The organism is Sphingomonas sp., assembly GCF_035998645.1.
Lineage (GTDB): Bacteria > Pseudomonadota > Alphaproteobacteria > Sphingomonadales > Sphingomonadaceae > Sphingomonas.
Genome location: NZ_DASYHL010000003.1, coordinates 876,669 through 903,092, shown reverse-complemented (window position 1 = coordinate 903,092; position 26,424 = coordinate 876,669). Strand labels below are relative to the sequence as shown.

The 26,424-nt window shown below is 67.8% G+C and carries 24 protein-coding genes; 3 read left to right on the top strand and 21 right to left on the bottom strand.

All coding sequences use genetic code 11. The features are described from left to right. Positions 1 to 13 precede the first annotated feature (13 nt). Both rarD and VGN66_RS08220 read right to left on the bottom strand, forming a co-directional pair. The gene (gene rarD / locus VGN66_RS08225; protein ID WP_327518350.1) at positions 14 to 931 is read right to left on the bottom strand and encodes an EamA family transporter RarD; all 918 of its coding nucleotides are present in this window, start codon (positions 929 to 931) and stop codon (positions 14 to 16) included. A gap of 80 nt (positions 932 to 1,011) precedes the next feature. Next, positions 1,012 to 1,593, bottom strand: a complete 582-nt coding sequence (locus tag VGN66_RS08220) for a VTT domain-containing protein (RefSeq protein WP_327518349.1) — start codon at positions 1,591 to 1,593, stop codon at positions 1,012 to 1,014. Positions 1,594 to 1,669: 76 nt separating this feature from the next. Between VGN66_RS08220 and VGN66_RS08215 the strand changes: the two genes are divergently transcribed. Next, on the top strand, positions 1,670 to 2,479 hold the full coding sequence (locus tag VGN66_RS08215) for a class I SAM-dependent methyltransferase (protein ID WP_327518348.1): 810 nt from the start codon (positions 1,670 to 1,672) through the stop codon (positions 2,477 to 2,479). A gap of 63 nt (positions 2,480 to 2,542) precedes the next feature. Here the strand turns inward: VGN66_RS08215 and VGN66_RS08210 are convergent, their stop codons facing one another. Both VGN66_RS08210 and VGN66_RS08205 read right to left on the bottom strand, forming a co-directional pair. After that, positions 2,543 to 3,697 carry a DUF1501 domain-containing protein gene (locus VGN66_RS08210; RefSeq protein ID WP_327518347.1) on the bottom strand — a complete coding sequence of 385 codons (1,155 nt, stop codon included), beginning with the start codon at positions 3,695 to 3,697 and terminating at the stop codon, positions 2,543 to 2,545. A 4-nt stretch (positions 3,698 to 3,701) separates the two neighbouring features. After that, on the bottom strand, positions 3,702 to 5,147 hold the full coding sequence (locus tag VGN66_RS08205) for a DUF1800 domain-containing protein (protein WP_327518346.1): 1,446 nt from the start codon (positions 5,145 to 5,147) through the stop codon (positions 3,702 to 3,704). On the opposite strand from VGN66_RS08205, the gene VGN66_RS08200 reads away from it, so the two are divergent. Both VGN66_RS08200 and VGN66_RS08195 read left to right on the top strand, forming a co-directional pair. After that, positions 5,146 to 5,382: a hypothetical protein gene (locus tag VGN66_RS08200; protein ID WP_327518345.1), complete on the top strand. Its 237-nt coding sequence runs from the start codon at positions 5,146 to 5,148 to the stop codon at positions 5,380 to 5,382. The genes VGN66_RS08205 and VGN66_RS08200 overlap by 2 nt on opposite strands. Further along, positions 5,379 to 5,654, top strand: a complete 276-nt coding sequence (locus tag VGN66_RS08195) for a hypothetical protein (protein ID WP_327518344.1) — start codon at positions 5,379 to 5,381, stop codon at positions 5,652 to 5,654. Before VGN66_RS08200 ends, VGN66_RS08195 begins: the two co-directional genes overlap by 4 nt. 51 nt (positions 5,655 to 5,705) lie before the next feature. Here the strand turns inward: VGN66_RS08195 and VGN66_RS08190 are convergent, their stop codons facing one another. The 17 genes from VGN66_RS08190 to VGN66_RS08110 all read right to left on the bottom strand — a co-directional run bounded on the left by VGN66_RS08190 (position 5,706) and on the right by VGN66_RS08110 (position 26,417). Next, positions 5,706 to 6,881 carry a deoxyguanosinetriphosphate triphosphohydrolase gene (locus tag VGN66_RS08190; RefSeq protein ID WP_414713186.1) on the bottom strand — a complete coding sequence of 392 codons (1,176 nt, stop codon included), beginning with the start codon at positions 6,879 to 6,881 and terminating at the stop codon, positions 5,706 to 5,708. Positions 6,882 to 7,018: 137 nt separating this feature from the next. After that, positions 7,019 to 8,875: a hypothetical protein gene (locus tag VGN66_RS08185; protein ID WP_327518343.1), complete on the bottom strand. Its 1,857-nt coding sequence runs from the start codon at positions 8,873 to 8,875 to the stop codon at positions 7,019 to 7,021. Positions 8,876 to 9,045: 170 nt separating this feature from the next. Further along, positions 9,046 to 10,539 (bottom strand): cell division protein FtsZ, encoded by a 1,494-nt coding sequence (ftsZ, locus tag VGN66_RS08180; RefSeq protein ID WP_327518342.1) that lies wholly within the window; start codon positions 10,537 to 10,539, stop codon positions 9,046 to 9,048. 115 nt (positions 10,540 to 10,654) lie between these two features. After that, positions 10,655 to 11,917 carry a cell division protein FtsA gene (gene ftsA, locus VGN66_RS08175; protein ID WP_327518341.1) on the bottom strand — a complete coding sequence of 421 codons (1,263 nt, stop codon included), beginning with the start codon at positions 11,915 to 11,917 and terminating at the stop codon, positions 10,655 to 10,657. Positions 11,918 to 11,920: 3 nt separating this feature from the next. Further along, on the bottom strand, positions 11,921 to 12,832 hold the full coding sequence (locus VGN66_RS08170; protein WP_327518340.1) for a cell division protein FtsQ/DivIB: 912 nt from the start codon (positions 12,830 to 12,832) through the stop codon (positions 11,921 to 11,923). Further along, complete coding sequence (locus VGN66_RS08165; RefSeq protein WP_327518339.1) at positions 12,829 to 13,767, bottom strand: D-alanine--D-alanine ligase; 939 nt, start codon at positions 13,765 to 13,767, stop codon at positions 12,829 to 12,831. The genes VGN66_RS08170 and VGN66_RS08165 overlap by 4 nt, the downstream gene beginning before the upstream one ends. A 103-nt stretch (positions 13,768 to 13,870) precedes the next feature. Then, positions 13,871 to 14,761, bottom strand: a complete 891-nt coding sequence (murB, locus tag VGN66_RS08160; RefSeq protein WP_327518338.1) for a UDP-N-acetylmuramate dehydrogenase — start codon at positions 14,759 to 14,761, stop codon at positions 13,871 to 13,873. Positions 14,762 to 14,885: 124 nt separating this feature from the next. Continuing rightward, on the bottom strand, positions 14,886 to 15,080 hold the full coding sequence (locus VGN66_RS08155) for a hypothetical protein (protein ID WP_224923463.1): 195 nt from the start codon (positions 15,078 to 15,080) through the stop codon (positions 14,886 to 14,888). Beyond that, positions 15,077 to 16,507 carry a UDP-N-acetylmuramate--L-alanine ligase gene (murC, locus tag VGN66_RS08150; RefSeq protein ID WP_327518337.1) on the bottom strand — a complete coding sequence of 477 codons (1,431 nt, stop codon included), beginning with the start codon at positions 16,505 to 16,507 and terminating at the stop codon, positions 15,077 to 15,079. Before murC ends, VGN66_RS08155 begins: the two co-directional genes overlap by 4 nt. Next, positions 16,504 to 17,667: an undecaprenyldiphospho-muramoylpentapeptide beta-N-acetylglucosaminyltransferase gene (gene murG, locus VGN66_RS08145; protein WP_327518336.1), complete on the bottom strand. Its 1,164-nt coding sequence runs from the start codon at positions 17,665 to 17,667 to the stop codon at positions 16,504 to 16,506. Before murG ends, murC begins: the two co-directional genes overlap by 4 nt. Beyond that, complete coding sequence (locus VGN66_RS08140) at positions 17,664 to 18,893, bottom strand: putative peptidoglycan glycosyltransferase FtsW (protein ID WP_327518335.1); 1,230 nt, start codon at positions 18,891 to 18,893, stop codon at positions 17,664 to 17,666. Before VGN66_RS08140 ends, murG begins: the two co-directional genes overlap by 4 nt. Continuing rightward, entirely contained in the window at positions 18,890 to 20,227 is a 1,338-nt protein-coding gene (gene murD / locus VGN66_RS08135) for a UDP-N-acetylmuramoyl-L-alanine--D-glutamate ligase (protein WP_327518334.1), read from the bottom strand. The genes VGN66_RS08140 and murD overlap by 4 nt, the downstream gene beginning before the upstream one ends. After that, complete coding sequence (gene mraY, locus VGN66_RS08130; protein ID WP_327518333.1) at positions 20,224 to 21,294, bottom strand: phospho-N-acetylmuramoyl-pentapeptide-transferase; 1,071 nt, start codon at positions 21,292 to 21,294, stop codon at positions 20,224 to 20,226. The genes murD and mraY overlap by 4 nt, the downstream gene beginning before the upstream one ends. Continuing rightward, entirely contained in the window at positions 21,294 to 22,670 is a 1,377-nt protein-coding gene (locus VGN66_RS08125) for a UDP-N-acetylmuramoyl-tripeptide--D-alanyl-D-alanine ligase (RefSeq protein ID WP_327518332.1), read from the bottom strand. Before VGN66_RS08125 ends, mraY begins: the two co-directional genes overlap by 1 nt. Then, positions 22,667 to 24,082: a UDP-N-acetylmuramoyl-L-alanyl-D-glutamate--2,6-diaminopimelate ligase gene (locus tag VGN66_RS08120; protein WP_327518331.1), complete on the bottom strand. Its 1,416-nt coding sequence runs from the start codon at positions 24,080 to 24,082 to the stop codon at positions 22,667 to 22,669. Before VGN66_RS08120 ends, VGN66_RS08125 begins: the two co-directional genes overlap by 4 nt. After that, entirely contained in the window at positions 24,079 to 25,821 is a 1,743-nt protein-coding gene (locus tag VGN66_RS08115) for a penicillin-binding protein 2 (RefSeq protein ID WP_327518330.1), read from the bottom strand. Before VGN66_RS08115 ends, VGN66_RS08120 begins: the two co-directional genes overlap by 4 nt. After that, positions 25,818 to 26,417 (bottom strand): hypothetical protein, encoded by a 600-nt coding sequence (locus VGN66_RS08110; RefSeq protein ID WP_327518329.1) that lies wholly within the window; start codon positions 26,415 to 26,417, stop codon positions 25,818 to 25,820. Before VGN66_RS08110 ends, VGN66_RS08115 begins: the two co-directional genes overlap by 4 nt. Between the last annotated feature and the right edge of the window lie 7 nt (positions 26,418 to 26,424).

Here is a 26,424-nt window from a genome sequence, read left to right as displayed (position 1 = left end):
CGCGCGCGGTTCGTCACGCAATGACGCGGCGTCTCCGTGCAGCGAGCAACCCATCGGCGGCGTAAATCGCAAGGCCCGTCCAGATCAGCGCGAAACAGATCAGGTGCGCGGTCGTCACGCGCTCTCCGAAATAGGTGATCGCCAGCACGAACTGCATCGTCGGCGCGAGATACTGCAACAGCCCCAGCGTCGAATAGGGCAGTCGCCGCGCCGCCCCGGCAAACAGCAACAGCGGCACCGCCGTCACCACGCCCGACAGCACCAGCAACGTCGTCGCCACCGGCTCATTGCCGAACTCCAGCCCGCCATGGGTCGATAGCCAGAACAGATAGCCAAGACCGAGCGGCGCGAGGATCGCGGTCTCCAGCGTCAGCCCTTCCAAAGCGCCGACCGGCGCAACCTTGCGGACGAGTCCATAGAAGCCGAACGAAAAGGCCAGCGTCAGGCTGATCCAGATGCCCTGCCCCGCCCCCACCGCCAGCACCGCGACGCCAATCCCGGCCAGCCCGACCGCCACCGTCTGCGCCCGCCCGAGCTTCTCGCGCAGCAGCACGACGCCCAGCAGCACATTGACCAACGGGTTGAGGAAATAGCCAAGGCTCCCCTCCAGCACATGCCCATTCTGCACCGCCCAGATATAGACCAGCCAGTTGACCGAAATCAGCGCCGCGCTGGCGCTCAGCAACAGCATCGCGCGGCGGTTGCGCAACGCGGCGATGATCGCCGACGTCCGGCCCAGCGCAAGGATGACGATCGCGAGCAGCCCGAGCGACCACAGCACACGCCCCGCAACCACTTCGCCCGCGCCAACCCCCTTCAACGCAAAGAAGAAGATCGGCAGCACGCCCCAGATGCCATAAGCAGCCAGCCCCTGAACCAGCCCGGCGCGGTCGAGGCGCTCGGGCGCTGGGGGCGGATCGGACCGGGCCATCTGCGCCAGATAGGACTTATGCTGCACCGCCGAAAGCCGTGCGGCGGGAAAGATTTGGTTTCGGGCGCGACGGTGCCGCTTCAGTCCTTGGGCGCGTCGTCGCGATCGACCTTCAGCCACCGCGCCCAATCGATGCTGACCAGTGCGACCAGCAGGCCCAGCATCGCCACCTGCAACGCGATCCCCCAGGGACTGGTGAGGTTGGCAAACATCACCTGACCGAAATCCGTCTCGCGCACCTTGCGCGCGGTCCAGCCGTAAAAGGAGTAGGTAAACAGGCGTCCGGTGAAGAATGCGGCGGTAAAGCCCAGCAGCGGCACCCGCGCCAGCCCGACGGCCATGAACAGCTGCGCCGACGGCAAGGGGGAGATCACGAACAGCGCCAGCAGGATCAGCACATTATGCTTGCGCCGCTCCACCGCGACCCGCGCCGCGGCGATGTTGCTTTGCATCCGCTGCGGCAGCCATTTCCCGAAATGCCGCGCCCCGACCGCCAGCACCAACCGCCCCAGCGCCGCCCCCATCGCCCCGATCAGCACCAGCGCCCAGAGCGGCTGATCGCCATTGATCCCGTACAGCACGATGATCGACCAGGTCGGCGGCCCGAACGCGGGCAACAGATTGACCCCGAACGCGAGCAGAAAAAGCGTGACATAGCCCATATCATGATCGGTGCGATCAAATGGCGCGCTAAGCAAGCTGTTGACGAATGTAACATTATATCATTATGGGAGCATCATGTCCGTCAAAGCACCCGCAATCCACGATCCCGCCCATTGGGATTCGGTCTCCACCAACTATGCCGCTGAAGCCGACCGGATGACCGGCCGCTATGCGCAAGCGGCGTGGGAACTGGCCGCCCTGCCCCACGGCGCGCGCGTGCTGGACGTCGCGACCGGCGCGGGCGCTTTGCTGGTGGCGGCGCTGCGTGACGGTGCGGACGCGATCGGCATCGACTTCTCCCCCGGCATGGTCGACATCGCCCAATCCCGCGCTGCCGAGATCACGCCCGGCCAGCGCGCGCTGGTGATGGACGGCCAGCGACTCGACTTCCCCACAGCGAGCTTCGACGCCGCCTTCTCGATTTTCGGCGTGTTCATGTTCCCCGATCCTGCTGCGGGCTTTTCCGAAATGGCGCGCGTGCTGCGCCCCGGCGGCCTCGCCGTGGTTGCGGTGTGGGAGAATGCCGGCGGTGCCGGCCCGGCCCAGCTCTTTGCTCAGGCTGCCCAGCGAATGTTCCCCGAACAGCCGGTACCGCTGCCGATGGCGCGGCTGTTCAACACCCCCGAACTGCTCGATGCCGCCTTTTTTGAGGCCGGATTACAGCCCGCAGCACTCCATCGCGTCGACTATGCCTGGCCCGCCCCACCGATCGACTGGTTCCGCGAGCACGCCAAGCTCGCCTATGGCTGGTCGCCGGTGTGGCAGATGCTCGACGACGCCCAACGCACAGCCTTCGCCGCAGAAGCCGCCGCCCTAGCCGCCGACCTGCCCCCCGAAGGGATCACCTCCACCGCGCTGGTGGGGATGGCGCGGAAGGCGAAATAGACCGTCGGGATCGACCACCTATCTTCCGTCACCCCCGCGAAAGCGGGGGTGACGATAGCGGCCTTAAACCCGCACCAGCCCGTCCAGCATCCGCGCGCTTTTCTGCCCCGGAAACAACGCCGGCATCGCCCGCGCCGGATCGACCCCGAAATGCGCCGCCGCCGCGCTGCCGATCACCGCGTCCAGCCCCGCCGTCGGCTTCAGATCGCGCCCTTCATACAACGCCGCATCGCTCAGCCCCGGCCAGTCGGCGACGACGCGCCCGCCCTTGACCGCGCCGCCCAGCAGCCACGCGACCGACGCCGTGCCATGGTCGGTGCCCTGCGTGCCATTGACCTTCACCGTCCGCCCGAACTCGGTCGCGACCAGCACCATCGTCTTGCCCCACAGCGGCCCGAGGCCGGTCTTAAGCGCCGCAATCATCTGGTCGAGGCCGTTGAGCTGTGCGCCCAGCCGTCCGCGCTGCCCGGCATGCGTGTCCCAGCCGCCCGTCTCGATCATCGCGATCCGCGCGCCATTCTCCGCCGCCAGCAACCGCGCGGCGAGCGCACCCGTCGCAGCGGCATTGCGCCCGTTATTCGCCGCCAGATCGCCAGTCAGCGTCCGCGTCGCCGTCGCCTGTTCCCAAATCGCGTGCAGTTGCGGATCCTCCGCATACAGCATCGCCACGCGCCCGAGCAGATCGTCGGACGCATCGGGCAGGACCGATGGCGCATAGGACGCGACCTCCACCTTCCCACGCAGCGCCATCGGGATCGTCGCCGCGACCGCAATGCCCTTGCGCTCATCGGCGGGCAGCACGGCAAGCAGCCGGTTCATCCACCCGTCCTTGAGCTGATACGCCGCCGCACCCCCCGTCTCGAGCACATTCTGCGCATCGAAATGCGACCGGTCGCGATAGGGCGACGCGACCGCATGGACGAACAGCGCCTCTTTCGCCGCATACATCCGCGCGACATTCTTGAGGTTCGGATGCAGCGCGAACATCGCGTCCAGCTTCGCCACATCGGCGAAATCCTGCGCCAGCACCCCGCGCTGCGCGGCAAACGCCGGATCGCCGACCGGCGCGAGCGTGCCAAGCCCGTCGGCCGCGCCGCGCTGGATAATGAACACGAAGCGGCGGTCGCTCGCCGCCTGCGCAAAGGCAAGGCGCGGCGCGAAGCCCAGCGACAGCGCACCCGCTGCGCCGGTGAGGACAAGATTGCGGCGGTTGATCATCACATTATCTCCGCATGAATTCGGGGGCGACGAGCATGAGCGCGACGCCCTGTGACGCGCTTTCGGCGCGCGCGATCGCCTGGCTCGTCGTGGCACTGAGCGCACCGGGGAACAGCACTGCCGCCCGCGCGCGCGCATCGATCGTATCACGGGTGCGCGCCGCCATCCGCTCCGCCGCCTCGACCCGGCGCATCACCGCATCCGGCCCGGCCCAGCTCGCGGCGATATCGTCGAAGCCCGCTGGCGATCCCGGCCGCCATACTGGCTGGCCGAGCTGGTTCATCAGCCCCAGCACCGCCTCGCCCGGAATCTCGCTTGTGCCGAGCGCGCGCATCGCCGCGATCGACCATTCCCACGGTGTGCGAAACTTGACCGGCTGCGCCACCCACGTCTCGGGCGCCTCGATCAACACGCGATACACGGTCGGCAGGTCGCCGCCGGACTTCAGGAACGCCGCCTCCAGCTTGCCGACCAGCGACGCGGGCGGTTCGTCCCCGGCAAAATGCCGCGCCAGCTTGGTCGCGAGATGCTTCGCCGTCGCCGGATGCACGGCAAGGTCGTCCAGCACCGCCGCCGCCTGCCGCTCGCCCTGCTGGGCATAGCTCTTGCCCAGGATCGTCCGCGACCCCGGCTCATGGATGCGCCCGGCAAACACAAAGCTGCCGGGCTGGCCCTCAAGTCCCGCAAAGCGCGCCGCCGGGCCGCGCGTAATCCCCGCGACGCTCCACCCGGTCATCGCGCGGGCAAATTCGGTGACGTCCGCCTGCGTATAGCCGGTCCGCACGCCCAGCGTGTGCAGCTCCAATATCTCGCGCGCCAGATTTTCGTTGAGGCCCACCCGCTGCGGCCCACCGCGCCGCGCCGCCGCCTGCCCCGCAACGCTGCCCGGCCCGACCGACTGCGCCTGATCAAGGTACAGCAGCATCGCCGGATGCCGCTCCACAGCGTGCAACATGTCGCGGAAACTGCCCAGCACGTGCGGCCGGATCGCGTCGAACTCGAATGCCCCGGCGAGCCCCACCATGGTCTGCTTGTCCGCCGAGACCGCAAAATGGTTCGACCAGAAATGCACCAGCCGCTCAACGAACGGCGTATCGCTCCCCACCGCCACCTGCGCGCGCGCGCCAGCGGCGGTCATGTAGAAATCCCGCCCCTGCTGCCGTCCCGCCTGACGCACCTGTCGCGCGGGGTCCGCAGCCTCGCCATCCGGCATGGCATCGCCCGTGCGGCGCTCCTGCCGCAAATCGCGCTGCACCATCCGCAATTCTTCCAGATAGTCGGCGACTGCGGCGGCAATCACCGGCGTGGCGGGCAACGCCGCAATCGCACCGGGTCGCACATCGAACCGCGCCATCTGCTCGATCAGCGCGCGGCGCGGATCGGCGGGTGCGGACGCATCCGCCCTTCCGCCTAATCCGAACCGGTTAAGGGCAATGCTCGCGTCCGACATGGGCAATATCCCGAAGAGTGACCATCGAACGCTACGCCCGCTTTGTCGCAAATCTGTGCCAGCGGCGCAGTTCGTCGCATCCAGCGCGCGACTCGTCCCCGATGCGTCCGGCGCAATCGCACTTGCATCCTTCGCGCTTGGCATTGCTGCGGCGCAGCATATCAATGGGCGCAAGAACAGAACAATATTGGATGCCGATCTGGCCCTTCAAATCTTCAAGGGAGAAAGATCGTGATCAAGACCTTCATCAGCGCCGCCGTCCTCCTCAGCCTGCCGGTCGCCGCCTATGCGAGCGAGCGCAGCTTCAAGCGTGACGGCGTCACCTATGTCTACACCAGCAAGCGCGACGGCGACGCCACCGTGCTCGAAGGCAAGGCATTCCCCGGCGGCTCGGCCTATACGCTGGTCGTCCGCGGCAAGAACGTCACCGGCCGCGTCGGCGGCACCCCGGTGTCGTTCCGCATCGCCAAGCCGCTTGCGACCACCGTCCAGACGGCTTCGCGCTAAGCGATCCACTCATTCCTCCCCTGAGCTTGTTCAGGGGAGGAATAGGGTCTCCTAGAAGCCCTCCGGCAGTTCGATCGGCCCCACCACCTCGCGATAGCGCGAAATCGCGTAGCGGTCGGTCATCCCCGCGATGAAATCGGCGATATGCCGGCTCCGCCACGGCTCGTCGCTCGGCAGCGTCTCACGCCAGTCCTCGGGCATCAGCGCCGGGTCCGCCGCATAGGCCGCATACAGCCCCGCGATCACGCCATGCGCCATCTCGGCCGCCGCCAGCTGGTGCCGATGGTGATAGAGATTGGCGTACATGAAGCGCTTGAGCGCCCGCTCCTCCTCACGCATTGCATCGGAAAAGCCGCACAGCGCCCGCCCGGCCGCGCGCACATCTGCCGCCGTTTCGATTCGTCCGTCGGCAATCCGCCGCCGCGTCTCTTCGAGCAAATCGTTGACCATCACCCCGATTTGCGCCCGCACCAGCTCGCGCATCAGCCGCTTTGGCGAGCCATCGGGGAACCGCGCCCGCACCGCATCCCACCCCCGCGCGACCAGCGGCACGTCCAACAGCTGATCCAGCGTGAGCAGCCCCGCGCGCAGCCCATCATCAATGTCGTGATTGTCATAGGCAATGTCGTCGGCAATCGCCGCGACCTGCGCCTCCAGCGAACTATGCTGCTCCAGCTCCAGCGGGAACGCCGCGTCCGCCGCCGCCAGCGCCCAGCCCGGGGCCGTCACCGGCCCATTATGCTTGGCCAGCCCCTCCAGCGTCTCCCAGCTCAGGTTCAGCCCGTCCCACCCGGGATAGGGGCAGTCGATGACCATCAGCGCGCGCAGCGTGTTGCCATTATGGTCGAACCCGCCCCGCCCGCTCAGCGCCTCTTCCAGTGCGCGTTCACCGGCATGGCCAAATGGCGGGTGGCCAATGTCGTGCGCCAGGCACAAAGCCTCGGTCAGATCCTCGTTCAGCCCCAAAGTCCGCGCGACCGTCCGCCCGATCTGCGCCACCTCCAGGCTGTGGGTCAGCCGCACGCGGAAATGGTCGCCGTCGGGCGCCATGAACACCTGCGTCTTGTGGCGCAGGCGGCGGAAGCTGATCGAATGGACGATGCGGTCGCGGTCACGCTGAAACGCATCGCGCGGCCCGCGCGCGGTCCCCTTCCCCTCGTCAAACAGCCGCCCACGGCTGCGCGCGGGATCGCTGGCATAGCGGGCGAGGGGCAACACAGCGGACATCAAACGGTTTTCACTTTCTAAGCCCCTCCCCTTCAGGGGAGGGGTTGGGGTGGGGCCTATCCACGCGGGCCACGGTCTCGATGAGACTTGGACGCCCCACCCCCAACCCCTCCCCTAAAGGGGAGGGGCTAGTAAAGTCATTTGACGTCGAGCTTCTCGATCTTCTGCCCCGCCTCGCTGCTCCAGGCAAAAGCCTCAACGCCCTTCTTCCGGATCGCGTTGACGAAGTCCTGCGCCGCCGCCGGCGTCTTGAACGGCCCGACCAGCAACCGGTTGGTAAAGCGCAATGGCGTGGTCCACGCCTGCTTTCCGCGGAACTCGGCCGGGGCATCGGCGACGATCGCCTTCCACGCCTTGGGCAGCGCCTTGACGTCCGCCCCTCCCGCAACCTGCGCCCAATGGCGCGCGGGTTCGGCCTTGGCGGGATCGACCTTGGGCTTGGCCTTTGCCTTGGGGTCGGTCTTGGCCTTCGGGTCGGTCTTCGCCTTGGGATCCGCTTTCGCCGTTACCACGGGCTTGGCTGCCGGCTTTGCAACCGGCTCGGGCTTCGGCTTCGGCGCCTCGACCACCGGAGCGGGTGCAGGCGCAGGTGCAGGTGCAGGCGCAGCTTCCGGCTCCGGCTCCGGTGCGCGACCGGGCATCGGATCAACGCCCAACTCGGATGCGGGGATCGTAATCCCGGCCATGATCCGCGCAATCACACTGTCCTCGCCGCCGACACGCGGCGCTGCCGGACGCGGTGCAGCCTCCGGCACTGGTTCAGGCGCACGCGCAACCTCGACCGGTGCAGGCGCAGGCGCAGGCGCAGGCGGCGGGGCAACCACCGACGCCGTCGCCGCCTCGGCTGCCCGCCGCGCCTCGGCCTCACGCACCGCGCGCTCCTGCGCCGCGCGCGCATCCGCCTCTCGCTGCGCCAGCGCCGCACGTTCCGCCTCGGCGATCCGCCGCGCTTCGGCGTCGCGCTGCGCTTGCGCGACCCGCTCCATCTCCAGCCTTTGCTGCTCGGCGAGCCGTGCCGCTTCGGCGCGGCGCTGCGTCTCCGCCTCCTGCGCCGCGCGCGCATCGGCGAGCCGCTTCGCCTCGGCATCTGCAGCCGCCTGACGTGCAGCCGCCGCTTCCTGCGCCCGCCGATCGCGCGCACTGACCCGCCGTTCCGGGCGCGCTGGCGTCGATGCCACCTCGGGCGCGCGCGGCGGCGGCGGGGCAGCGGCCACTCGCTCAGCTGCGATGAACGGCAAGGGCGGTGCAACCTGGGCATCCGCGACCCGCGACGGGGTGCGCCGCAACTCGCCGAAATGCACCGCAAACGCCTTGTCGGCTGCGGTCAGGCCCGGCAACCGGCGGAAGAACGGGGCCAGCGCAGTCCCCACCCCGCCCATCATCGTCGCCGCGATCCGGTCCGCCCCCGCCGCATCGCCATTCATCGCCAGGATGAACGCACGCGCACGCCACGCCCCCCGATCACTGCGGCGCAGCAGCGGGTCGAGGATCGTCATCGCCTCATCCGTGCGCCCGCTGATCCCCAGCGAATAGGCAAAGCGGCGGACCGTCTCGTCATCGGCGCCGCGCGCCATCGCAATCCGATGCTCACGCTGCGCATGCGGCTGCGCGCCGATCAGGTCATAGGCAAGCCCGCGATCGGAGGCATAGGGCTCCATCGCCACCCCGCCGCGCTCGGCCAGCGCAAACAGCCGCAGCGCCTCGCCCGGCCGCTCGGACCGCACCATCACCATCGCCTGCCCCGCCGCGACGCGCGGATTGCCCGGCGCCAGCGCCTGCGCACGCGCAAAGAACCCCGCCGCAGCCGAAGGATCGTTGAGCCGCGCGCTCAACTCGCCCGCAGCAAGCAGCGCGGGCACGTTGCGCGGATCGGTGGCGAGGATGCGCATCTGCTCGGCCAGCCGGTCGGCATTGGGCGTGGGGGGCGGCGCGATTTCCTGCGCAACCGCATTTGGCGCAACCGCCGGGGCGACCACGGCCAGCGCGGCGCTCAACAGCAAGGAAAGGCGGATGGATCGGGCTGCGCGTGTCATGGGAGTCCGCAGGCTACACCATCCAGGGTCTGAATATCTGCTGTCGTCGCGATGCGTTGGCGATGGGCCGACGCGCAACCGCGACAGGATGCCGGGGGCTCCGCACGCGTCGCGCGCGGAGCCCGTCCGGATTACTGGTTGTTCTGACGGTTGAGGAAGCGCGGGATGTCCAGCGGATCCTTGTCGTCATCGTCCTTCGAACCGCCGCGCGCCGCCGCCATCCGCTCAAACAGCGTGCCGCCGGTCTTCTTGGGCGCTTCGACCGGAGCCGGAGCGGGTGCCGCAACCTCTTCCTCGTCGCCACCGGTCAGCCAGCGGCGACGGATCGTCGGCTCGCGCGGCGGCTCCTGCGCGGCGGGTGCTTCGGGCACCATCGCGTCGGAACCGAGCACCAGCTCGTCCGCAGTGTCGGCGGGCAGCGCATCAGGCGCTTCCAGCGTCAGTTCGTCCTCATCGCGTGCGAGCGGCGCGGTGTCGTCGAACACCACCGGCGCAGGCGCAGGTGCGACCGGCTCTGCAACCGGTTCAGCCTCGGGCTCGGGCGCAGCGGCAGGTGCCTCAGCCGCCGGAGCACCAGCACCCAGCGGGCGGCGCACGGTGCCGAACGAAAAGCTGCGGCTGGTCTCGGGCGCGGCGGGTGCCGCGGGCTTGGCCGACGCATCCGCCTCGATGCCCGTCGCGACGACCGACACGCGGATCTTGCCTTCCAGCTCGGGGTTGAACGCCGAACCCCAGATGATGTTGGCATTGTCGTCGACCAGCTCGCGGATATGGTTCGCGGCCTCGTCGACTTCGAGCAGGCGCATGTCGTCGCCGCCGGTGATCGACACGATGACGCCCTTCGCACCATCCAGCGAGACGCCGTCGAGCAGCGGGTTGGCGATCGCCTGCTGCGCCGCCTCGATCGCGCGGTTGTCGCCGCTCGACTCGCCGGTGCCCATCATCGCCTTGCCCATCTCGCTCATCACGGCGCGGACGTCGGCAAAGTCGAGGTTGATCAGGCCCGGCATGACCATCAGGTCGGTGATGCCGCGCACGCCCTGCTGCAGCACCTCGTCCGCCATCTCGAACGCTTCCTTGAACGTCGTGTTGGCGTTGGCGACCAGGAACAGATTCTGGTTGGGAATGACGATCAGCGTATCGACGAACTTCTGCAGCTCCTCGATGCCCGCTTCCGCCGACAATGCGCGCTTCTTGCCTTCGAACGCGAACGGCTTGGTCACGACGCCGACGGTCAGGATGCCCATGTCACGCGCGGCCTTGGCGATCACCGGCGCAGCGCCGGTTCCCGTGCCGCCGCCCATGCCGGCCGCGATGAAGCACATATGCGCGCCCTTCAGCGCTTCCTGCACATGCTCGATCGTCTCTTCGGCTGCGGCGCGGCCGATCTCGGGCCGGCTACCTGCGCCCAACCCTTGCGTGATCTTCGCGCCCAGCTGGATGCGATGGCTGGCGCTCGACTGCTTCAGTGCCTGCGCGTCGGTGTTCGCCACCAGGAACTCGACCCCCTGCACCTCGGCGCGGATCATGTTCGCGATCGCGTTGCCGCCCGCGCCGCCTACGCCGATCACCGTGATGCGCGGCGTCAGTTCGTCCAGGTCGGGCGGAAGGAAATCGATGCTCATTGTCGTTCAGTCTCCTCGGGGTCGCGCCGGTCTTGAGCTGCCCCCGTCTAACCCCTGTTTCTGCACCATGCGGCGGTGCCGTTCCAGCGTTATCCGCCGCAGCTGACATGAAATGTCAATAATTGGCCCGAAACGCGGCCATCATCCGCTGCAACATCGCCTTCGGATTGCTCCGGATCACCAATTGGCCCCGCGAAGGCTCCAGATTGCGCAGGTCGACCGGATCGGCCGCGGCAAAGGTCGCCAGCCCCGCCAGCGTCGCAAACGCCGGCCCGGCATGCGCCTCGGGCAGCGCGGTCAGGCCGCGCGGACGTCCGACGCGGACCGACCGCCCCAGCGCCTGCTGCGCATAATCTGCGACGCCCTTCAGCTCCGCGCCACCGCCGGTCAGCACGATCTGCCGCCCGACCGGGTCCTCGAAATTCAGGCGCGTCAGCTCCTTGCTGATTTCCGCCATCAACCGGTCGAGCCGCAAGCGGATCACCGCGATCAGCTGCGCGCGCGTGATCCGTGCGCCCTCGCCCTCTTCCTCAAGGCTGGCGGGCGCGATGTCGATCATGTCGTGATTGTCGCGCGGCGTCATATTGGCGCTGCCATAAAAGCACTTCATCCGCTCGGCCTGGCCGCGCCGCGTCCCGAACGCGCTCGCAATGTCGTCGGTGATATCCGCCGACCCCTGCTGGATCGACGACAGGCCGGTCAGCACGCCGTCCTTGTACACCGACACATTGGTCACGCCCGCGCCGATCTCGACCAAAGCCACGCCCAGCTCGCGCTCTTCCTCGGACAGGCAAGCCAGCCCCGTCGCCACCGGCGCTGCGATGATCGACCGCACCTCCAGATGCGCCGAACGCACGCACAAATCGAGGTTGCGCACCGGTGCGCCCTCGGTCGACACGACATGGATATCGACGCCCAGCCGCTCGGCATGCAGCCCGCGCGGCTGCTTGACACCCGCCAAACCATCAAGCGTGTAGCGCGTCGGCTGAGCATGCAGAACCATCCGCCCACCCGGATTGATCGCCTCACGCCCGGCGCGCAGCAGATCGTCAATGTCCGACTGTTCGACGCGATGCCCACCTAGATCGACCTCGAGCCGCAGGATGTTGGACTCCAGCCCCCCGGCGGAGAAGCTGACCCACACATCCTCGATGTTGGTGCCCGCGATCCGCTCCGCCTGCTCGACCGCCTCGCGCACCGCAACTTCGGTGGCGGCCATGTCGGCAATATAGCCGCGCTGCACGCCCCGGCTCTCTCGCTGGCCGGTGCCGAGCACGACCAGTTCGCCGCCATCGCCCTTTTGCGCGATCAGCGCCGACACCTTCGACGAGCCGATATCGAGTGCGGTAATCAGTCCTTCGGGCGCGGTCTTGGCCATGTCTTATTCCCCCTGCACATTCACACTGGCAGTTTCTGCCGCAGATTCAATCTCTTTGCGGATCACCTGCCCCGGCATCCGCACCACCAGCCGCGTCGGATCGCGCAGGTCAAAGCGCAGATAACCGCGCCCCAGCAACCGATCCGCCCCGTCCAGCTCGGCGAACTTGACCAACGCCTTGGCCGCGGCCTCTTCGCCCTCAGGCAGCGCCAGCCGCTCGCCGGTATTGAAGCTCAGGTCCCAACGGCGATTACCGATCCACGTCGCCGCCTTGACCAGCGGGCGCAGCGCAGGCGCCGCCGCCAGCAATTTCTGGTACGCTGGCTGCTGTGCATAGGCGCCATCGCCGATCACCAGCGGCAGATCGGGCATCGCCTCAGCCGATACCGGCTCCAGCAGCACACCCTCGGCATCGATCAGCATGAGCTGCCCCTGATGCTGCCATACCGCCGCCGCCTTGCGCTCGACGATATCGACCACCAGCGTATCGGGCAGGCGGCGCGACACGCGCGCATCGGCCACCCATCCGATCGTCATCAACCGCCCACGCACCTCGTCCAGATCGACCAGCGGCATCGCGCGGCTCTTCTCGTCCAGCGCGTAATTATACACCGTCATCTTGTCGGCGCGCTTGATCCCGGTCACCTCGACCTGCTGCACGCGAAAGCCCGCCCGCCCGACAACTTCCGCCGCCGCCGTGCCGACCACGCCCGGCACGCCGAACAGCACCGCCACGCCGATCAGCGACGCGACCGCAATGCCGGTGATGCTCCACGCGATGATCCGGTGCAGCGTCGCCTCACTCACCGGTACAGCCGCGACCATCCGGTCGAGCAGATGCGGCTGCTTGCGCTTCGATTGCGCGCGGCGCTTGGGCTTGACGGTGGGGCGCTTGGGCGTCGGCTTGCGGCTCATCCCGCCTCCTCGCGAAACGCTTCATCGACGATCGCCTGCACCAGCTGCGGATAGCTCATGCCCATCGCCTTGGCCTGTTCCGGCACGAGGCTCAGCGGCGTCATCCCCGGCTGGGTGTTGACCTCCAGCAGGAACAGCCCGTCCAACCCCTGTTCGTCATCCCAGCGGAAATCCGACCGCGATGCGCCCTTGCACCCCAACAGCCGATGCGCATTGAGCGCGATCTTCTTGCACGCCTGCGCAATCTCATCCGGAATCTCCGCCGGACAGATATGGTCGGTCATCCCGTCGGTGTACTTCGCGTCGAAATCATAGAAGCCGCTCTTGGGCTTCAACTCCGTCACCAGCAGCGCCTTGTCGCCCAGCACTGCGGTGGTCAGCTCGCGCCCGCGAATGAACGGCTCGGCGAGCAGTTCGTCGAACTCCTGCCACGGCCCCTTGGCCTCGGCGCTGATCGGGTTGCCGTAATTCCCCTCGGTCGTGACGATCGCCACGCCGACCGACGACCCCTCATTGACGGGCTTCAGCACATAGGGCCGCGGCATCGGATCGGCTTCGTACAGCGACGCAGTCGACACGACCTGCCCGCCCGGCATCGGAATGCCATGCGGCACCAGCGCCTGCTTGGTCAGCTGCTTGTCGATCGCGATCACCGACGTGACCATGCCGGAATGCGTATAGCGCAGCCCCATCAGGTCGAGCATCCCCTGCACCGTCCCGTCCTCGCCGGGGGTCCCGTGCAGCGCATTGAACACGACATCGGGCTTCGCCGCAGCCAGCTTTGCCGCAACATCGCGGTCCATGTCGATCCGCGTGACGCGATGGCCAAGCGACTCCAGCGCCTCGGCAATCCCCGCGCCAGACATCAGCGACACCGGCCGCTCGGCCGACCAGCCACCCATCAGGACTGCGACGTGGAGGGGGGTAACACTCACGATACTACTCCGTCGCCCCGGCGCAGGCCGGGGCCGCCCTGTGGCGCCGCTTGAACTTCAAAACGTGGCGGCCCCGGCCTGCGCCGGGGCGACGATGCATGCTTCACTTCGCCACCCCCACGCGCTGAATTTCCCATTCCAACTCAACCCCGCTCGCCGCCTTCACTCGCGCGCGCACGTCATCCCCCAGCCCTTCGATATCCGCACTCGTCGCGTCGCCGGTGTTGATCAGGAAGTTGGTATGCTTCTCGCTCACCTGCGCCCCGCCGCGCGTCAACCCGCGGCAACCCGCCGCATCGACCAGCCGCCACGCCTTGTCGCCCTCGGGGTTCTTGAAGGTCGATCCGCCAGTCTTGCTCCGCAAAGGCTGCGACGCCTCGCGCGCTGCGGCGATGCGGTCCATCTCGGCCTGGATGGCAGCAGGCTCGCCCGGTTCGCCACGAAAGGTCGCGCTCACCACGATCGCCCCCTCGGGCAATTCGGAGTGACGATAGGTATAGCCCAGCGCCGCGACCGGCAGCGTGCGCTTCTCGCCCGACCGCAGCACGACTTCGCAATCGACCAGCACATCCTTGGTCTCGCGGCCATAAGCACCGCCATTCATCCGCACGAACCCGCCGACCGTGCCGGGGATCGACCGCAGGAACTCGACGCCCGCGATCCCCGCGTCGCGCGCAGTGGACGATACGAGAATCCCGCTCGCCCCGCCGCCACAGGTCAGCGTCTGGCCATCGGCCTGAACCTTCGCAAACGCCTTGCCGAGCCGCACGACCACGCCCGGCACCCCGCCATCGCGCACGATCAGGTTCGACCCCAGCCCCAGCGCCATCACCGGCACCGCCGGATCCAGATCGCGCAGAAAATCGCTCAAATCCGCGACATCCGCCGGCTCGAACAGCCACTCCGCCGTCCCGCCGCTCTTGAACCAGACGAGCGGCGCCAGCGGCGCGTCGGGGGTGAGGCGACCGCGCACTGTGGGGAGCGCGGCAATCATAGCCCCTCCCCTTCAGGGGAGGGGTTGGGGTGGGGCAGTGCGGCAGGCGGGCGGTCTCGGTGAGACTGACAGGCCCCACCCCAAACCCCTCCCCTGAAGGGGAGGGGCTTAAGAAGTGCGATCCTCACTTCATCCCCCACAATTTCGTCCACTGCTTCCAATAGGACAGGTTCGCCTCGGCCGCCTTCTGACCGGCTTCCTGCAGCGCCGCGACCTGCTTGCCCGTATCGAGCATCGTCTTCGCCGCATCCATCTGCGCCTGCTGCGCGCGCAGGATTTCGCGCTGCATATCGGTGGCGAGGGTGAACCAGTCGCTCATGCCGCAACGCTCCGCTGCGCGTCGACCGCCTCGGCCAGACCAGCCGCCCATTTCGTGATGTCGCCAGCGCCCAGGCACACGATCAGATCGCCCGGCAGCGCCACCTCCGCGATCCGCGCCGCCAGCGCGTCCGCATCGGCAACGCTCTCGGCCAGCCGATGCCCGCGCGCCAGCGTCCGTTCGACCAAAGCCTCACCGCTCACGCCCTCGACCGGCGCTTCGCCCGCGGCATAAACCGGGGTCACCAGCACCATGTCGGCATCGTTGAACGCCTGCGCAAAGTCATCCATCAGGTTGCCGAGCCGCGAGTAGCGATGCGGCTGCACCACCGCGACCACCCGCCCCTGCGCGCTCTCCCGCGCCGCCGACAGCACTGCGCGGATCTCGACCGGGTGGTGGCCATAATCGTCGATCACGATCGCGGGCGGCTGGCCCGCAAAGCCGATCTCACCGACCTTGGTGAAGCGCCGCTTGACCCCGCCGAACTTGGCAAAGCCGTTCTGGATCGTCGCGTCATCGATGCCCATTTCCAGCGCCACGCCAATCGCGGCCAGCGCATTCTGGACATTGTGCCGCCCCGGCATCGGCAGATCGATCCCCTCTATCGAGCGCGTCGTGCCGTCGCGATGGCGGATGATCGCCTCGAACTTGTTGCCGCCGGCATGCGGCGTGACATTGACCCCGCGCACGTCCGCCGACGCCGCAAACCCATAGGTCACGATCCGGCGATCACGCACACGCGGGATGATCGCCTGCACCTCGGGATGGTCGAGGCACAGTAGCGCCGCGCCGTAAAACGGCACATTCTCGACGAACTCGACATAAGCGTCCTTGGCGCGCTCGAAGCTGCCATAGTGATCGAGATGCTCGGGATCGATATTGGTCACGACCGCAATCGTGCCGTCGAGCCGCAAGAAGCTGCCGTCGCTCTCATCGGCCTCGACCACCATCCACTCACTGTCGCCCAGCCGCGCGTTGGAGCCGTACTGGTTGATGATGCCGCCATTGATCACGGTCGGGTCGATCCCGCCCGCATCCAGCAGCGCCGCGATCATCGACGTGGTGGTCGTCTTGCCATGCGTCCCCGCCACCGCAACGGTGGACTTCAACCGCATCAGTTCGGCCAGCATCTCCGCACGGCGGACCACCGGAATGCGGGCGGCATAAGCGGCCTGCACCTCGGGGTTATCGCGCTTGATCGCGGTGGAGGTCACCACCACCGCCGCATCGCCCAGATTATCCGCGCTCTGCCCGATCGTGATCGCAATGCCACGCTTGCGTAAGGCTTCGACGACATAGCCCTCGGCACTGTCGCTACCCTGCACCTTGTAGCCCAGGTTGTGCATCACCTCGGCGATGCCCGACATGCCGATCCCGCCGATGCCGACGAAATGGATCGTGCCGATATCCTTCGCGACACCCTTCACGCAAACGCCTCCCCGCCCTGCGCGATTTTCACCGGCTCGGCCCGTCCCATTCCTGCCGACGCCCAGTCGGCGTCGATCGATTCCACCAGATCCGCCAGATCGCGCACCGCATCCGGCCGCCCGACGCTGCGCGCACACGCTGCGGCATGCGCCAGCCCTTCGGGGTCCAGCCCCAGCTTCTGGATCTGCTTGGCCAGTTCCTGCGCGGTGAACGCCCGCTGCGGGATCGTCCGCGCCCCGCCCGCCGCACTGATCTCGCGCGCATTGGCGGTCTGGTGATCGTCGGTCGCGCTCGGCAGCGGCACCAAAATCGCCGGACGCCCCGCCGCGGTCAGCTCGGCGATGGTCGAAGCGCCCGCGCGCGCGATCACGATATGCGCCCATGCCAGCCGCTCGGGCAGGTCGGGCAGGTACGTCGCGATCTCCGCCGGAATGCCATGCTCGGCATATTTGCGGCGCACCTCGTCAATATCCTCGACCCGCGCCTGATGCGTCACCTGCAACCGGCGGCGGAAATGCACGGGCAGCAGCGCAAGGCCATCGGGCACCACCTGGCTCAGCACCGACGCGCCCTGACTGCCCCCCGTCACCAGCACGCGAAAAATGCCATCCTCCTCCAGCGGCGGATAGGGCCGCAACCGCAGCTCCAGCACAGCCTCACGCACCGGATTGCCGGTCAGATGGGTCTTGTTGGCATAAGCCGGCTTCAACCGCGCAACCTCGGCATAGCTGGTGGCGATCGCCCCCACCTTGCCCGCGACCAGCCGGTTGACCCGGCCCAGCACGGCATTCTGCTCATGGATCACCGTCGGCACCTTCGCCGCGAACGCCGCCGACAGCGCGGGCATCGACGCATAGCCGCCGAATGCCACCACCGCCGCCGGGCGGAACTGGCGATACAGCTTGCGCGCCTGCGACCGCCCCTTCGCCATCGTCCGCAGCGCCTTCAGCCACCCGATCGGCCCGCCGGCAAAGCGCGATGCCGGGACGACATGCGTCGCGATCCCGTCGAACAAATCGGGGAAGCGCACCCCGCGCTCGTCGGAGATCAGCGCAACGCTATGCCCGCGCCGCATCAGCTCTGCCGCCAATGCCGCAGCGGGAACCATATGTCCGCCAGTGCCCCCGGCGGCGAGGACGTAATGCCGTCCCGAAGTCATTTATTGTTTCCTCGAACCGTATAGTTGGAGCGCTTCAGATACGGGTTCCGCCGCGTGAAAGCGAGCAGCAGTCCCATTCCGATCGACAGCGCCACCATCGACGATCCGCCATAGGAAATGAAGGGCAAGGTCATCCCCTTGGAGGGGGCAAGGCCGGTATTCACCGCCATGTTGATCACCGCCTGAATCCCGAATTGGGCCGCCAGCCCCGCCGCCGCGAGCAAGCGGAACGCATCCTCCTCGTCCAACAGCTTGATCAACACGCGCACCACGATGGCCAAGTAGATCAGCGCGATGACGATGCACGCGATCAGCCCAAACTCCTCACCCATCACCGAGAAGATGTAATCGGTATGCGCCTCGGGCAGCTTGAACTTGACCGTCCCGCCGCCCGGGCCAGTGCCGGTCGCGCCGCCACCGGTCAGCACCGCATGCGCCATATCGGTCTGGTAATGCTCCGCCGCCGCCTTTTCGGGATCGGGGAACAGGAAGCTGTCGATGCGCGTGCGCGCGGTGTCGTAGAACAGATAGGCCGCGACCACCCCGGCGATCCCCGCCCCGCCCAGGAACCCGATCGCGCGCGTCGAAATCCCCGACAGCATCAGCAGGATCACCCACACCAGCGCAAAGATCATCGTCTGCCCGAAATCGGGCTGCTTCATCAGCAGAGCGGCGATGATGAAGGTCAGCACGCCGGTCAGCGGAATTACCGGCAGGCTCGGGTCCTTGGCACGCAGCGACAACAGCCACGCGGTGGTGACAATATAGAGCGGCTTCAGAAACTCCGACGGCTGGAACGACGCGATGCCAAAGCCGATCCAGCGCCGCGCGCCATTGACCTCGGCGCCAAAGAACGCGGCAATCCCGACCAGCAGCACACAGATCGCCGTGCCCAGGATCGCTGCGCGCCGGGCAAAGCCGACCGGCAGCATCGACACGACCAGCAGCACCGGGATCGACAACCCGATCCACAGCGCCTGCCGCCAGAAATAGTGCATCGCCGCGAACTGCTTGGTCGAATCCGAATAGCGCTCGGCCGATGCCGGCGACGCCGCCGCCACCGCGACCAGCCCGATCCCGATCAGCAGGAACGCGAGCAGCAACAGGATGCGGTCGATTTCCCAGAACCACAGGCCCAGCGGGGTCTTGCTCCCCCGGCTCAGTTGATCCTCGAACCGCTCGCGCAGCGGCTTGCGCTTGGTCGTCGCGCGAATGACGTCGCTCATGCCAAAGCCTCCACCGCCGCGCGGAACTGGTCACCGCGATCTTCATAGTCGCGGAACTGGTCGAACGACGCGCACGCCGGGGACAGCAACACCGTCTCCCCCGCCACCGCATTCGCCGCCGCCGCACGCACCGCCTCGGCGAGCGTGCCCGAGCGTTCGACCGGCATTTCGCCCTTCAGGATTTCCGCAAACATCTCCGTCGCTTCGCCGATGGTGTAGGCGCGGACAATATGGGGAAAGCCCGAACGGCAGGCGTCGAGATCGGCGGTCTTGGCCTTGCCGCCCAAAATCCAGTGGACGCGTGGATAGGCCGCCAGCGCCGGTGCGGTCGATTCCGCATTGGTCGCCTTGCTGTCATTGACGAACAGCACGCCGTTCCTGGTCGCGACCCGCTCCATCCGGTGCGGCAGCCCGGGAAAGCTCTCAAGGCCACGGTCGATGCTCGCCTGATCGACCCCCAGCGCCTCGCACGCGGCGATGGCGGCGAGCGCGTTCTGCGCATTATGCGGCCCCTGCAACGCGGGCCAGCGCGACTGGTCCATGCAGATGCCGGGCGCGATCTTGGTCACGTCCTCCGCCCGCCCGGAGCGCGCGACCTGCTTCGCCACGCCCTGCGACGCCTCGTCCCCGATCCCGATGATCGCGGCATGCCCCGTGGACTGCATCGCAAACAGCCGCGCCTTCGACGCCGCATAGGCATCGAACCCGTCATAGCGGTCGAGATGGTCCGGGGTGATGTTCAGCAGTACTGCGACCTCGCAATCAAGGCTTTGGGTCAGGTCGATCTGATAGCTCGACAGCTCGAGCACATAGACGCCACCCTCCGGCAACGGCTCCTGCCCCAGGATCGGCAACCCGATATTCCCGCCCAGCCGCGCGGGGATACCGGCGGTTTCAAGGATATGGTGGATCAGCGCAGTCGTGGTCGACTTGCCATTGGTCCCGGTAATCCCGACGACCTTGTGCGACGGAAGCTCGCCACGCGCCTGCGCGAACAGCTCGATATCGCCGATGATCGGGACGCCCGCGTCGCGCGCCTTCGCGGCGATCGGATGGGTGTTCAGTGGGACGCCGGGTGACAGAATAACGGCATCAAACCGCGTCAAATCGGTCGGGAAGCTGACCCAGTCCTTGCTCGTGAAACCAGGCTCTGTCCCCTCCGCCTCGCGATCCGCCTTGAGCTGCTCCCACAGCTTTTCCCGCGCCGCCTGATTGTCATCCCAGCCGAGCACGCTCGCTCCGCCAGCCACCAGCGCACGCACGGTCGCCGCCCCCGACCGCGCCAGCCCGAGTACCGCAAAGCGTTTCCCGCGCCAGGCGCGCGAAACGATCACCGCAGTTTCAGCGTCGCGAGCCCTGCCAGCGCCAGCACGAAGGCGATGATCCAGAAACGGATCACGACCGTCGGCTCGCTCCAGCCCAGCTGCTCGAAATGATGGTGGATCGGCGCCATCTTGAAGACACGCTTGCCGGTGCGCTTGTACCAGAACACCTGGATGATGACCGACAGCGCCTCGACCACGAACAGCCCGCCGATGATCCCCAGCACCAGCTCATGATGCGTGGTGACGGCAATCGCGCCCAGCGCGCCGCCCAGAGCCAGCGACCCCGTATCGCCCATGAAAACCGCCGCCGGCGGCGCATTGAACCACAGGAACGCGAGGCCCGCGCCAACGATCGCGCCGCAGAAGATCGCCAGATCGCCTGCCCCCGGCACATGCGGGATGCCCAGATACGTCGCGAACACCTTGTTGCCCACGACATAGGCGATCAGCATGAATGCCATGCTCGCGATGATCACCGGCATCGTCGCCAGCCCATCGAGCCCGTCGGTCAGATTAACCGCATTGCCGAACGCCACGATCGTGAACGCGGCAAACACGATGTAGAAATAGCCCAGGTCGACGCTGAACTGGCTGAAGAACGGCACATACAGCATCGTCCCGTTCTGCAGCGTGATCACCCACGCCGCGATGCCCGCAATCGCGAACTCGCCGAGTAGCCGCATCCGCCCGGACACACCCGCCGTGCTCGCCTTGCGCACCTTGTCATAGTCGTCGAGGAACCCGATCATCCCGAAGCCGAGCGTCACGAAGATGCACGCCCAGATATATGGATTGCTCAGGTCCATCCACAGCGCCAGCGATAGTGTCAGGCTGGTCAGGATCATCAGCCCGCCCATGGTCGGCGTGCCGCGCTTGGCCAAATGGCTCTGCGGTCCATCGGCGCGGATCGGCTGTCCCTTGCCCTGACGGACGCGCAGCCAGCCGATAAAGCGCGGCCCGATGATCAGGCCGATCAACAGCGCGGTCGCGACCGATGCACCGGTGCGGAACGACAGGTACCGGAACAGATTCAAAATGCCCGGAAAGCCCAGCCATTCGGCGATCTCGTATAGCATCAGCCCCTTCCCGCCAGCGCCGCGACGACCCGCGACAGCCCGACCCCGTTCGAACCCTTGATGAGAACCGCGTCCCCGGCCCGCAGCATCGCATCGAGCGACACGCGGGCGCTCGCCGCGTCGGGCACATGGACCAATTCGACCCGCCCCTCAAGCGCTGCGGCCAGCGGCTTCATCCCCTCGCCGACAAGAAGCACCGCTTCGACGCCTGCCGCCGTTACCGGCTCGGCCAGATCGGCGTGGAAGTCCCCGGATTGCTCGCCCAGTTCGCGCATTTCGCCCAGCACCGCGACGCGCCGCGTCGCCGGCGTCGCGGCCAGCACCGCCAGCGTCGCGCGCATCGATACCGGGTTGGCGTTGTAGCTTTCGTCGATCACCAGCGCCTCGCCGCCAGCGACCTGCGCGGCAAAGCGCGCGCCGCGCCCGGCAAGGCCACCCATCTCGCCCAGCGCAAGGCCGGCCTGCTCCAGATCGCCGCCCGCCGCGTTCACCGCCGCCAGTACCGCCATCGCATTGGCAACCCAATGGTCGCCCGGTTGCGACAGCGTAAAGCTCAGCGTCTTTTCGGCCCCGATCTTCGCGGTGACAAAGGTGCCGCCCGGCTGGCCGTGCATCACCTCGACCGCGCGCACGTCCGCGCCATTGCCAAGGCCAAAGGTCACGATCCGCGCCGCATGCCCGGTCGCCGCAGCAATCAGCCGGTCGCGGTGCGGGCTGTCGAACGGCACGATCGCGGTGCCGCCCGGCTCCAGCCCCTGAAAGATCTCGCCCTTGGCATCGGCGATCGCCTCTTCGCCATCGAAGAATTCGGTGTGCGCCGGCGCAATGGTCGTCACGATCGCGATGTGCGGCCGCACGATCCGGGTCAGCGCGGCCAGCTCGCCGGCATGGTTCATCCCCATCTCGAACACGCCAAAGCGCGTGTCGCGCGGCATCCGCGCGAGGCTCAGCGGAACGCCTGTATGGTTGTTGTAGCTTTTGACCGACCGATGCGCCTGCCCCGGCTCGGGCCGATCGAGGCAGTCGAACAGCGCCTCCTTGGTCCCGGTCTTGCCGACCGACCCGGTCACGCCGATCACCACCCCGCCCATCCGCGCACGGCTGGCATGGGCCAGGCGCTTGAGCGCCTCCGTCGTATCGGCGGTCAGAATATGAGGGTGCGGCGTCTGGGAGGAAACGACCGCCCCCGCCGCACCGCTGGCAAAGGCCTGGTCGAGAAACTTGTGCCCGTCGGTGGTCTCGCCGGTCAGCGCAAAGAACAGCGCGCCCGGTCCAACCTCACGGCTGTCGAACGCGACCGCGTCCACGTCGAAATCCGCCGAAGCCGCCCCGCCTGTCGCCGCAGCGATCTCGGCGGAGGTCCACAGCGGACTCACGCCGCCGCCTCGCGCGCGACGCTCACATCATCGAACGGCAGCACCATGTCACCGACGATCTGGCCCTGCTCATGCCCCTTGCCGGCGATCAGCACGATATCTTCCGGCCCCGCTGCCGCGATCGCCGCTTCGATCGCCGCGCGCCGGTCGCCGATCTCGGTCGCCTGCGGGGATCCCTTCATCACTTCGCGCCGGATCGACGCCGCATCCTCACCGCGCGGATTGTCGTCGGTCACGATCACCAGGTCAGCCCCCGCCACCGCGGCCTGCCCCATCGGCTGGCGCTTGCCCGCATCGCGGTCGCCGCCTGCGCCGAACACCAGGATCAGCCGCCCCGCAGCATGCGGCTTCAGCGCAGCAATCGCCGCCTCGATTGCATCGGGGGTATGCGCATAGTCGACATAGACCGGCGCGCCGGTCTTGCTGATCGCCGCGCGCTCCAGCCGACCGCGCACGGGCTGCAACCGCGCCAGATTGGCAAAGGTCTGCGCCGGATCGCCCCCGGTCGCGATCACCAGCCCCGCCGCGATCAGCGCATTCGCCGCCTGATACCCACCAATCAGCGGAAGGCCGACGCGATAGGTCTCGCCGCCGAACGCAATCTCCAGCTTCTGGTCGAGCAACGTCGGCGCGCGCGACACCAGCCGGATCCTGTCGCCATGTTCTCCGACAGTGATGATCCGGTTGCCGCGCATCCGCGCAATGTCGATCACCCGCTCGCTATGCGGATCGTCGGCCCACACCACCGCCGTCCCGCCGGGATCGAGCACATCGGCAAACAGCCGCAGCTTGGCGGTGAAATAATCCGCCATGTCCTTGTGATAGTCGAGGTGGTCGCGGCTCAAATTGGTGAACGCCGCCGCGCGCACTGGCAGCCCCTCGGTGCGGTACTGCGACAGGCCGTGGCTCGACGCCTCGAACGCCAGATGCGTCACACCCTCGCGCGCCAGCCCCGCGACGTTGGACAGGAACGTCACCACGTCCGGCGTGGTCAGCCCGGTCGACACCATCTCGCCCGCGGTGGTGACGCCCAGCGTGCCGATCGACGCAGCATGATGCCCCGCCATCCGCCACAGCTGGCGCACCATCTCGACGGTCGATGTCTTGCCGTTGGTCCCGGTGACGGCCACCGATGTCTCGGGGAACGGCGCAAAGAACCGCGCCGCGATCCGCGCGAACTCGGTGCGCGGATGGTCGCTTGCGATATGCGCCGCGCCTTCAACCGTCACTTCGGGCCGCGCCACCACTGCAATCGCCCCGCGCGCCACCGCCTCGGCAATATAATCCTCGCCGTTGAAGCGGGTACCGCGAAACGCGCCGAACACGGTGCCCGGCGCGATTTTGCGATGGTCGATGGCGAAACCGGTGACGATGCCCTGCTCGTCACCGCCGGTCAGTTCGGCGAGCTTCACTCGTCCACCCCCGCGCCGAGCGCGGCGGCGGCGGCGGGCTTGCCCTTCGCCTCCGCCTTCCACAGCAGCGGGGTGAGGTCCGAGACGTCCACGTCCCGGCGCTCGTCGGGAACCACGCCCAGCATCGCGCCGGTGCGCATCACGACGCGGTTGACGACGGGGGCCGCGGTCCACCCGGCGGTGGACTGGCCTGCGGACTGCGCGTTACCGATCGGCGAATCAAGCATCACCAGCACCACATAGCGCGGTGCGTCCATCGGGAAAGCCGCTGCGAAGGTCGATACGTTCTTGTTGCGCTGATATCCGCCGCGTCCGGGCACTTCGGCAGTGCCGGTCTTGCCCCCGACGCGATAGCCCGGCGCATCGGCCTTGCTGCCGGTGCCATGCGTCACGATCAGACGCATCAGCTGACGCATCCGCGCGCTGGTCGCCTCCGAAATCACGCGGCGGCCCGCCGGCGCCTTACCCGGTTCGATCTTGCGCAGCGTCGCCGGGCGCCACACCCCGCCATTGATCATCGCGGCATAAGCGCTCGCCAGATGCAGCGGAGTCACCGCGATGCCATGACCATAGGCGGTGGTCATCACCGTGGTCCGCGCCCAGTATTTCGGCCACAACGGCCCGGCCACGCCGCCCAGCTCGATCGGCGCCTTGGTGTCGAAGCCAAGGCCGCGGAACATCGCCTCCATCCGCTCCTTGCCCAGTTCGTCGGCGATCCGCGCGGTCGCGATGTTCGACGAATGGATCAGCGTCTCGGGGATGTTCAGCCAGCGCTTCTGCGCGTGATCGTCGCGGATGCGAAAGCCCCCGACCTGCAACGGCTCGGTCGCGTCGTAGCGTTTGGACATCGACGGCGCGATCCCGGTCTCGATCGCGAACGCCATCGTCAGCGGCTTGAAGGTCGACCCCAGCTCATAGACGCTCTGCGTCACATTGTTGCGGAAATGCTCGGGGTTCGCGCCCTTCACATTGTTCGGGTTGAACGTCGGCAGCGACGTCATCGCCACCACCTCGCCCGTCGCGACATCGAGGATCACGCCCGCCGCGCCCTGCGCCTGGAAGCTCGCCATCGCCGCGCCCAGCTCGCTGTCCAGCGCCGCCTGTGCGCGCAGGTCGATCGACAGTGCCACCGGCTGTCCGCGCTGCGCCGGATCGGTCAGCTGGCGGTCGAGGATATGCTCCATCCCGCTGACCCCCTTGCCGTTGAAATCGACAAAGCCCAGCGCGTGTGCGGCCAGCGTCGCCTGCGGATACAGTCGCTGCGGCTCGCGCGCGAACTCGATCCCCGGCTCGCCCAGCGCATGGACTGCGGCGACCAGCTCGGGCACCGCGCGCCGCTGAAGGTAGGTGAACTTCGCGCCGCTATTCAGCAGCTTGGCGTATTCCCCGGCGCTCTTGCCCGGCAGCGTCGCGGCCAGCATCTGCGCCAGCGCCGCCTTGTCGCCGATCACCCGGTCGGGCCGCACGCCGATCGACCAGGCGTCGATCGTGCGGGCGAGCGGCGCGCCATTGCGGTCGACCAGATCGCCGCGCAGCGGGACCAGCATCGCATTGACGCTCGGCGCACGCTGCGGCTCGGCGAACACCGCCAGCAGCGCCAGCCGTCCGACGATCACCGCAAACGCCGCCGCGAACAACAGGGTCAGGATCATCAGCCGCACATGCGCGACCGCAATCGGCGACGACCGGCTGCCATCGCGTGGGCGGATCCGCGGCGCAGGGGCGACCAGGACCGTCACCGCAATTTGCGCGCCTCCGCGCGGACGCCCTGCATCAGGTCGCCAAAGCTCGAATCCTTGAGCAGGCTGCGATCCAGCGCCGCCACTGCCTTGTCCTTCGCCACCACCGGGGCCGGCGCGACCGCACGCTTGGGCTTGGCAACGGCAGCAGCCGCCACCGCAACCGGTTCAGCCGCCGTCTTCTCGACCACCGCCGGCTTGACCGCCGCGACCGCATCGCTCGCCACCGTCGGGCCGGCCACCACTTCGGGCAGGCCCTGCGGCACGACCATCGCGGCATAGCGCTCGGCGGTCCCATCACCTTCCATCGGGCGCAGCGCCGCCAGCTCGGTATCGCTCGCCAGGAACTGGCGCGGCGTCGGCGCGGTGTAGCGCATCACTTCCCCGTTCCAGCGCTCAAGCTGGGCGAGGTTGGCGCGCGTGTCGAACTCGGTCTCAAGCCCGCGGATATCCTTGTGCGCCTTCGCAATCGCACGCTCGACCGCCTCGACCTTCGACCGCTCGGCCGCGACCTGCGACGACACCAGATAGCACGCCGGCGTCACGACCACGCCGGTCAGGAACCACCCGAATCCGCTCAATGCCTTGATCGCCATCACCGCC

Excerpts from the sequence above, each read along its gene's own strand:
- rarD (WP_327518350.1), bottom strand. The coding sequence starts at position 931 with ATGGCCCGGTCCGATCCGCCCCCAGCGCCCGAGCGCCTCGACCGCGCC.
- VGN66_RS08220 (WP_327518349.1), bottom strand. The coding sequence starts at position 1,593 with ATGGGCTATGTCACGCTTTTTCTGCTCGCGTTCGGGGTCAATCTGTTG.
- VGN66_RS08215 (WP_327518348.1), top strand. The coding sequence starts at position 1,670 with ATGTCCGTCAAAGCACCCGCAATCCACGATCCCGCCCATTGGGATTCG.
- VGN66_RS08210 (WP_327518347.1), bottom strand. The coding sequence starts at position 3,697 with ATGATCAACCGCCGCAATCTTGTCCTCACCGGCGCAGCGGGTGCGCTG.
- VGN66_RS08200 (WP_327518345.1), top strand. The coding sequence starts at position 5,146 with ATGGGCAATATCCCGAAGAGTGACCATCGAACGCTACGCCCGCTTTGT.
- VGN66_RS08205 (WP_327518346.1), bottom strand. The coding sequence starts at position 5,147 with ATGTCGGACGCGAGCATTGCCCTTAACCGGTTCGGATTAGGCGGAAGG.
- VGN66_RS08190 (WP_414713186.1), bottom strand. The coding sequence starts at position 6,881 with ATGTCCGCTGTGTTGCCCCTCGCCCGCTATGCCAGCGATCCCGCGCGC.
- ftsZ (WP_327518342.1), bottom strand. The coding sequence starts at position 10,539 with ATGAGCATCGATTTCCTTCCGCCCGACCTGGACGAACTGACGCCGCGC.
- ftsA (WP_327518341.1), bottom strand. The coding sequence starts at position 11,917 with ATGGCCAAGACCGCGCCCGAAGGACTGATTACCGCACTCGATATCGGC.
- VGN66_RS08170 (WP_327518340.1), bottom strand. The coding sequence starts at position 12,832 with ATGAGCCGCAAGCCGACGCCCAAGCGCCCCACCGTCAAGCCCAAGCGC.
- murB (WP_327518338.1), bottom strand. The coding sequence starts at position 14,761 with ATGATTGCCGCGCTCCCCACAGTGCGCGGTCGCCTCACCCCCGACGCG.
- VGN66_RS08155 (WP_224923463.1), bottom strand. The coding sequence starts at position 15,080 with ATGAGCGACTGGTTCACCCTCGCCACCGATATGCAGCGCGAAATCCTG.
- murG (WP_327518336.1), bottom strand. The coding sequence starts at position 17,667 with ATGACTTCGGGACGGCATTACGTCCTCGCCGCCGGGGGCACTGGCGGA.
- VGN66_RS08140 (WP_327518335.1), bottom strand. The coding sequence starts at position 18,893 with ATGAGCGACGTCATTCGCGCGACGACCAAGCGCAAGCCGCTGCGCGAG.
- mraY (WP_327518333.1), bottom strand. The coding sequence starts at position 21,294 with ATGCTATACGAGATCGCCGAATGGCTGGGCTTTCCGGGCATTTTGAAT.
- VGN66_RS08110 (WP_327518329.1), bottom strand. The coding sequence starts at position 26,417 with ATGGCGATCAAGGCATTGAGCGGATTCGGGTGGTTCCTGACCGGCGTG.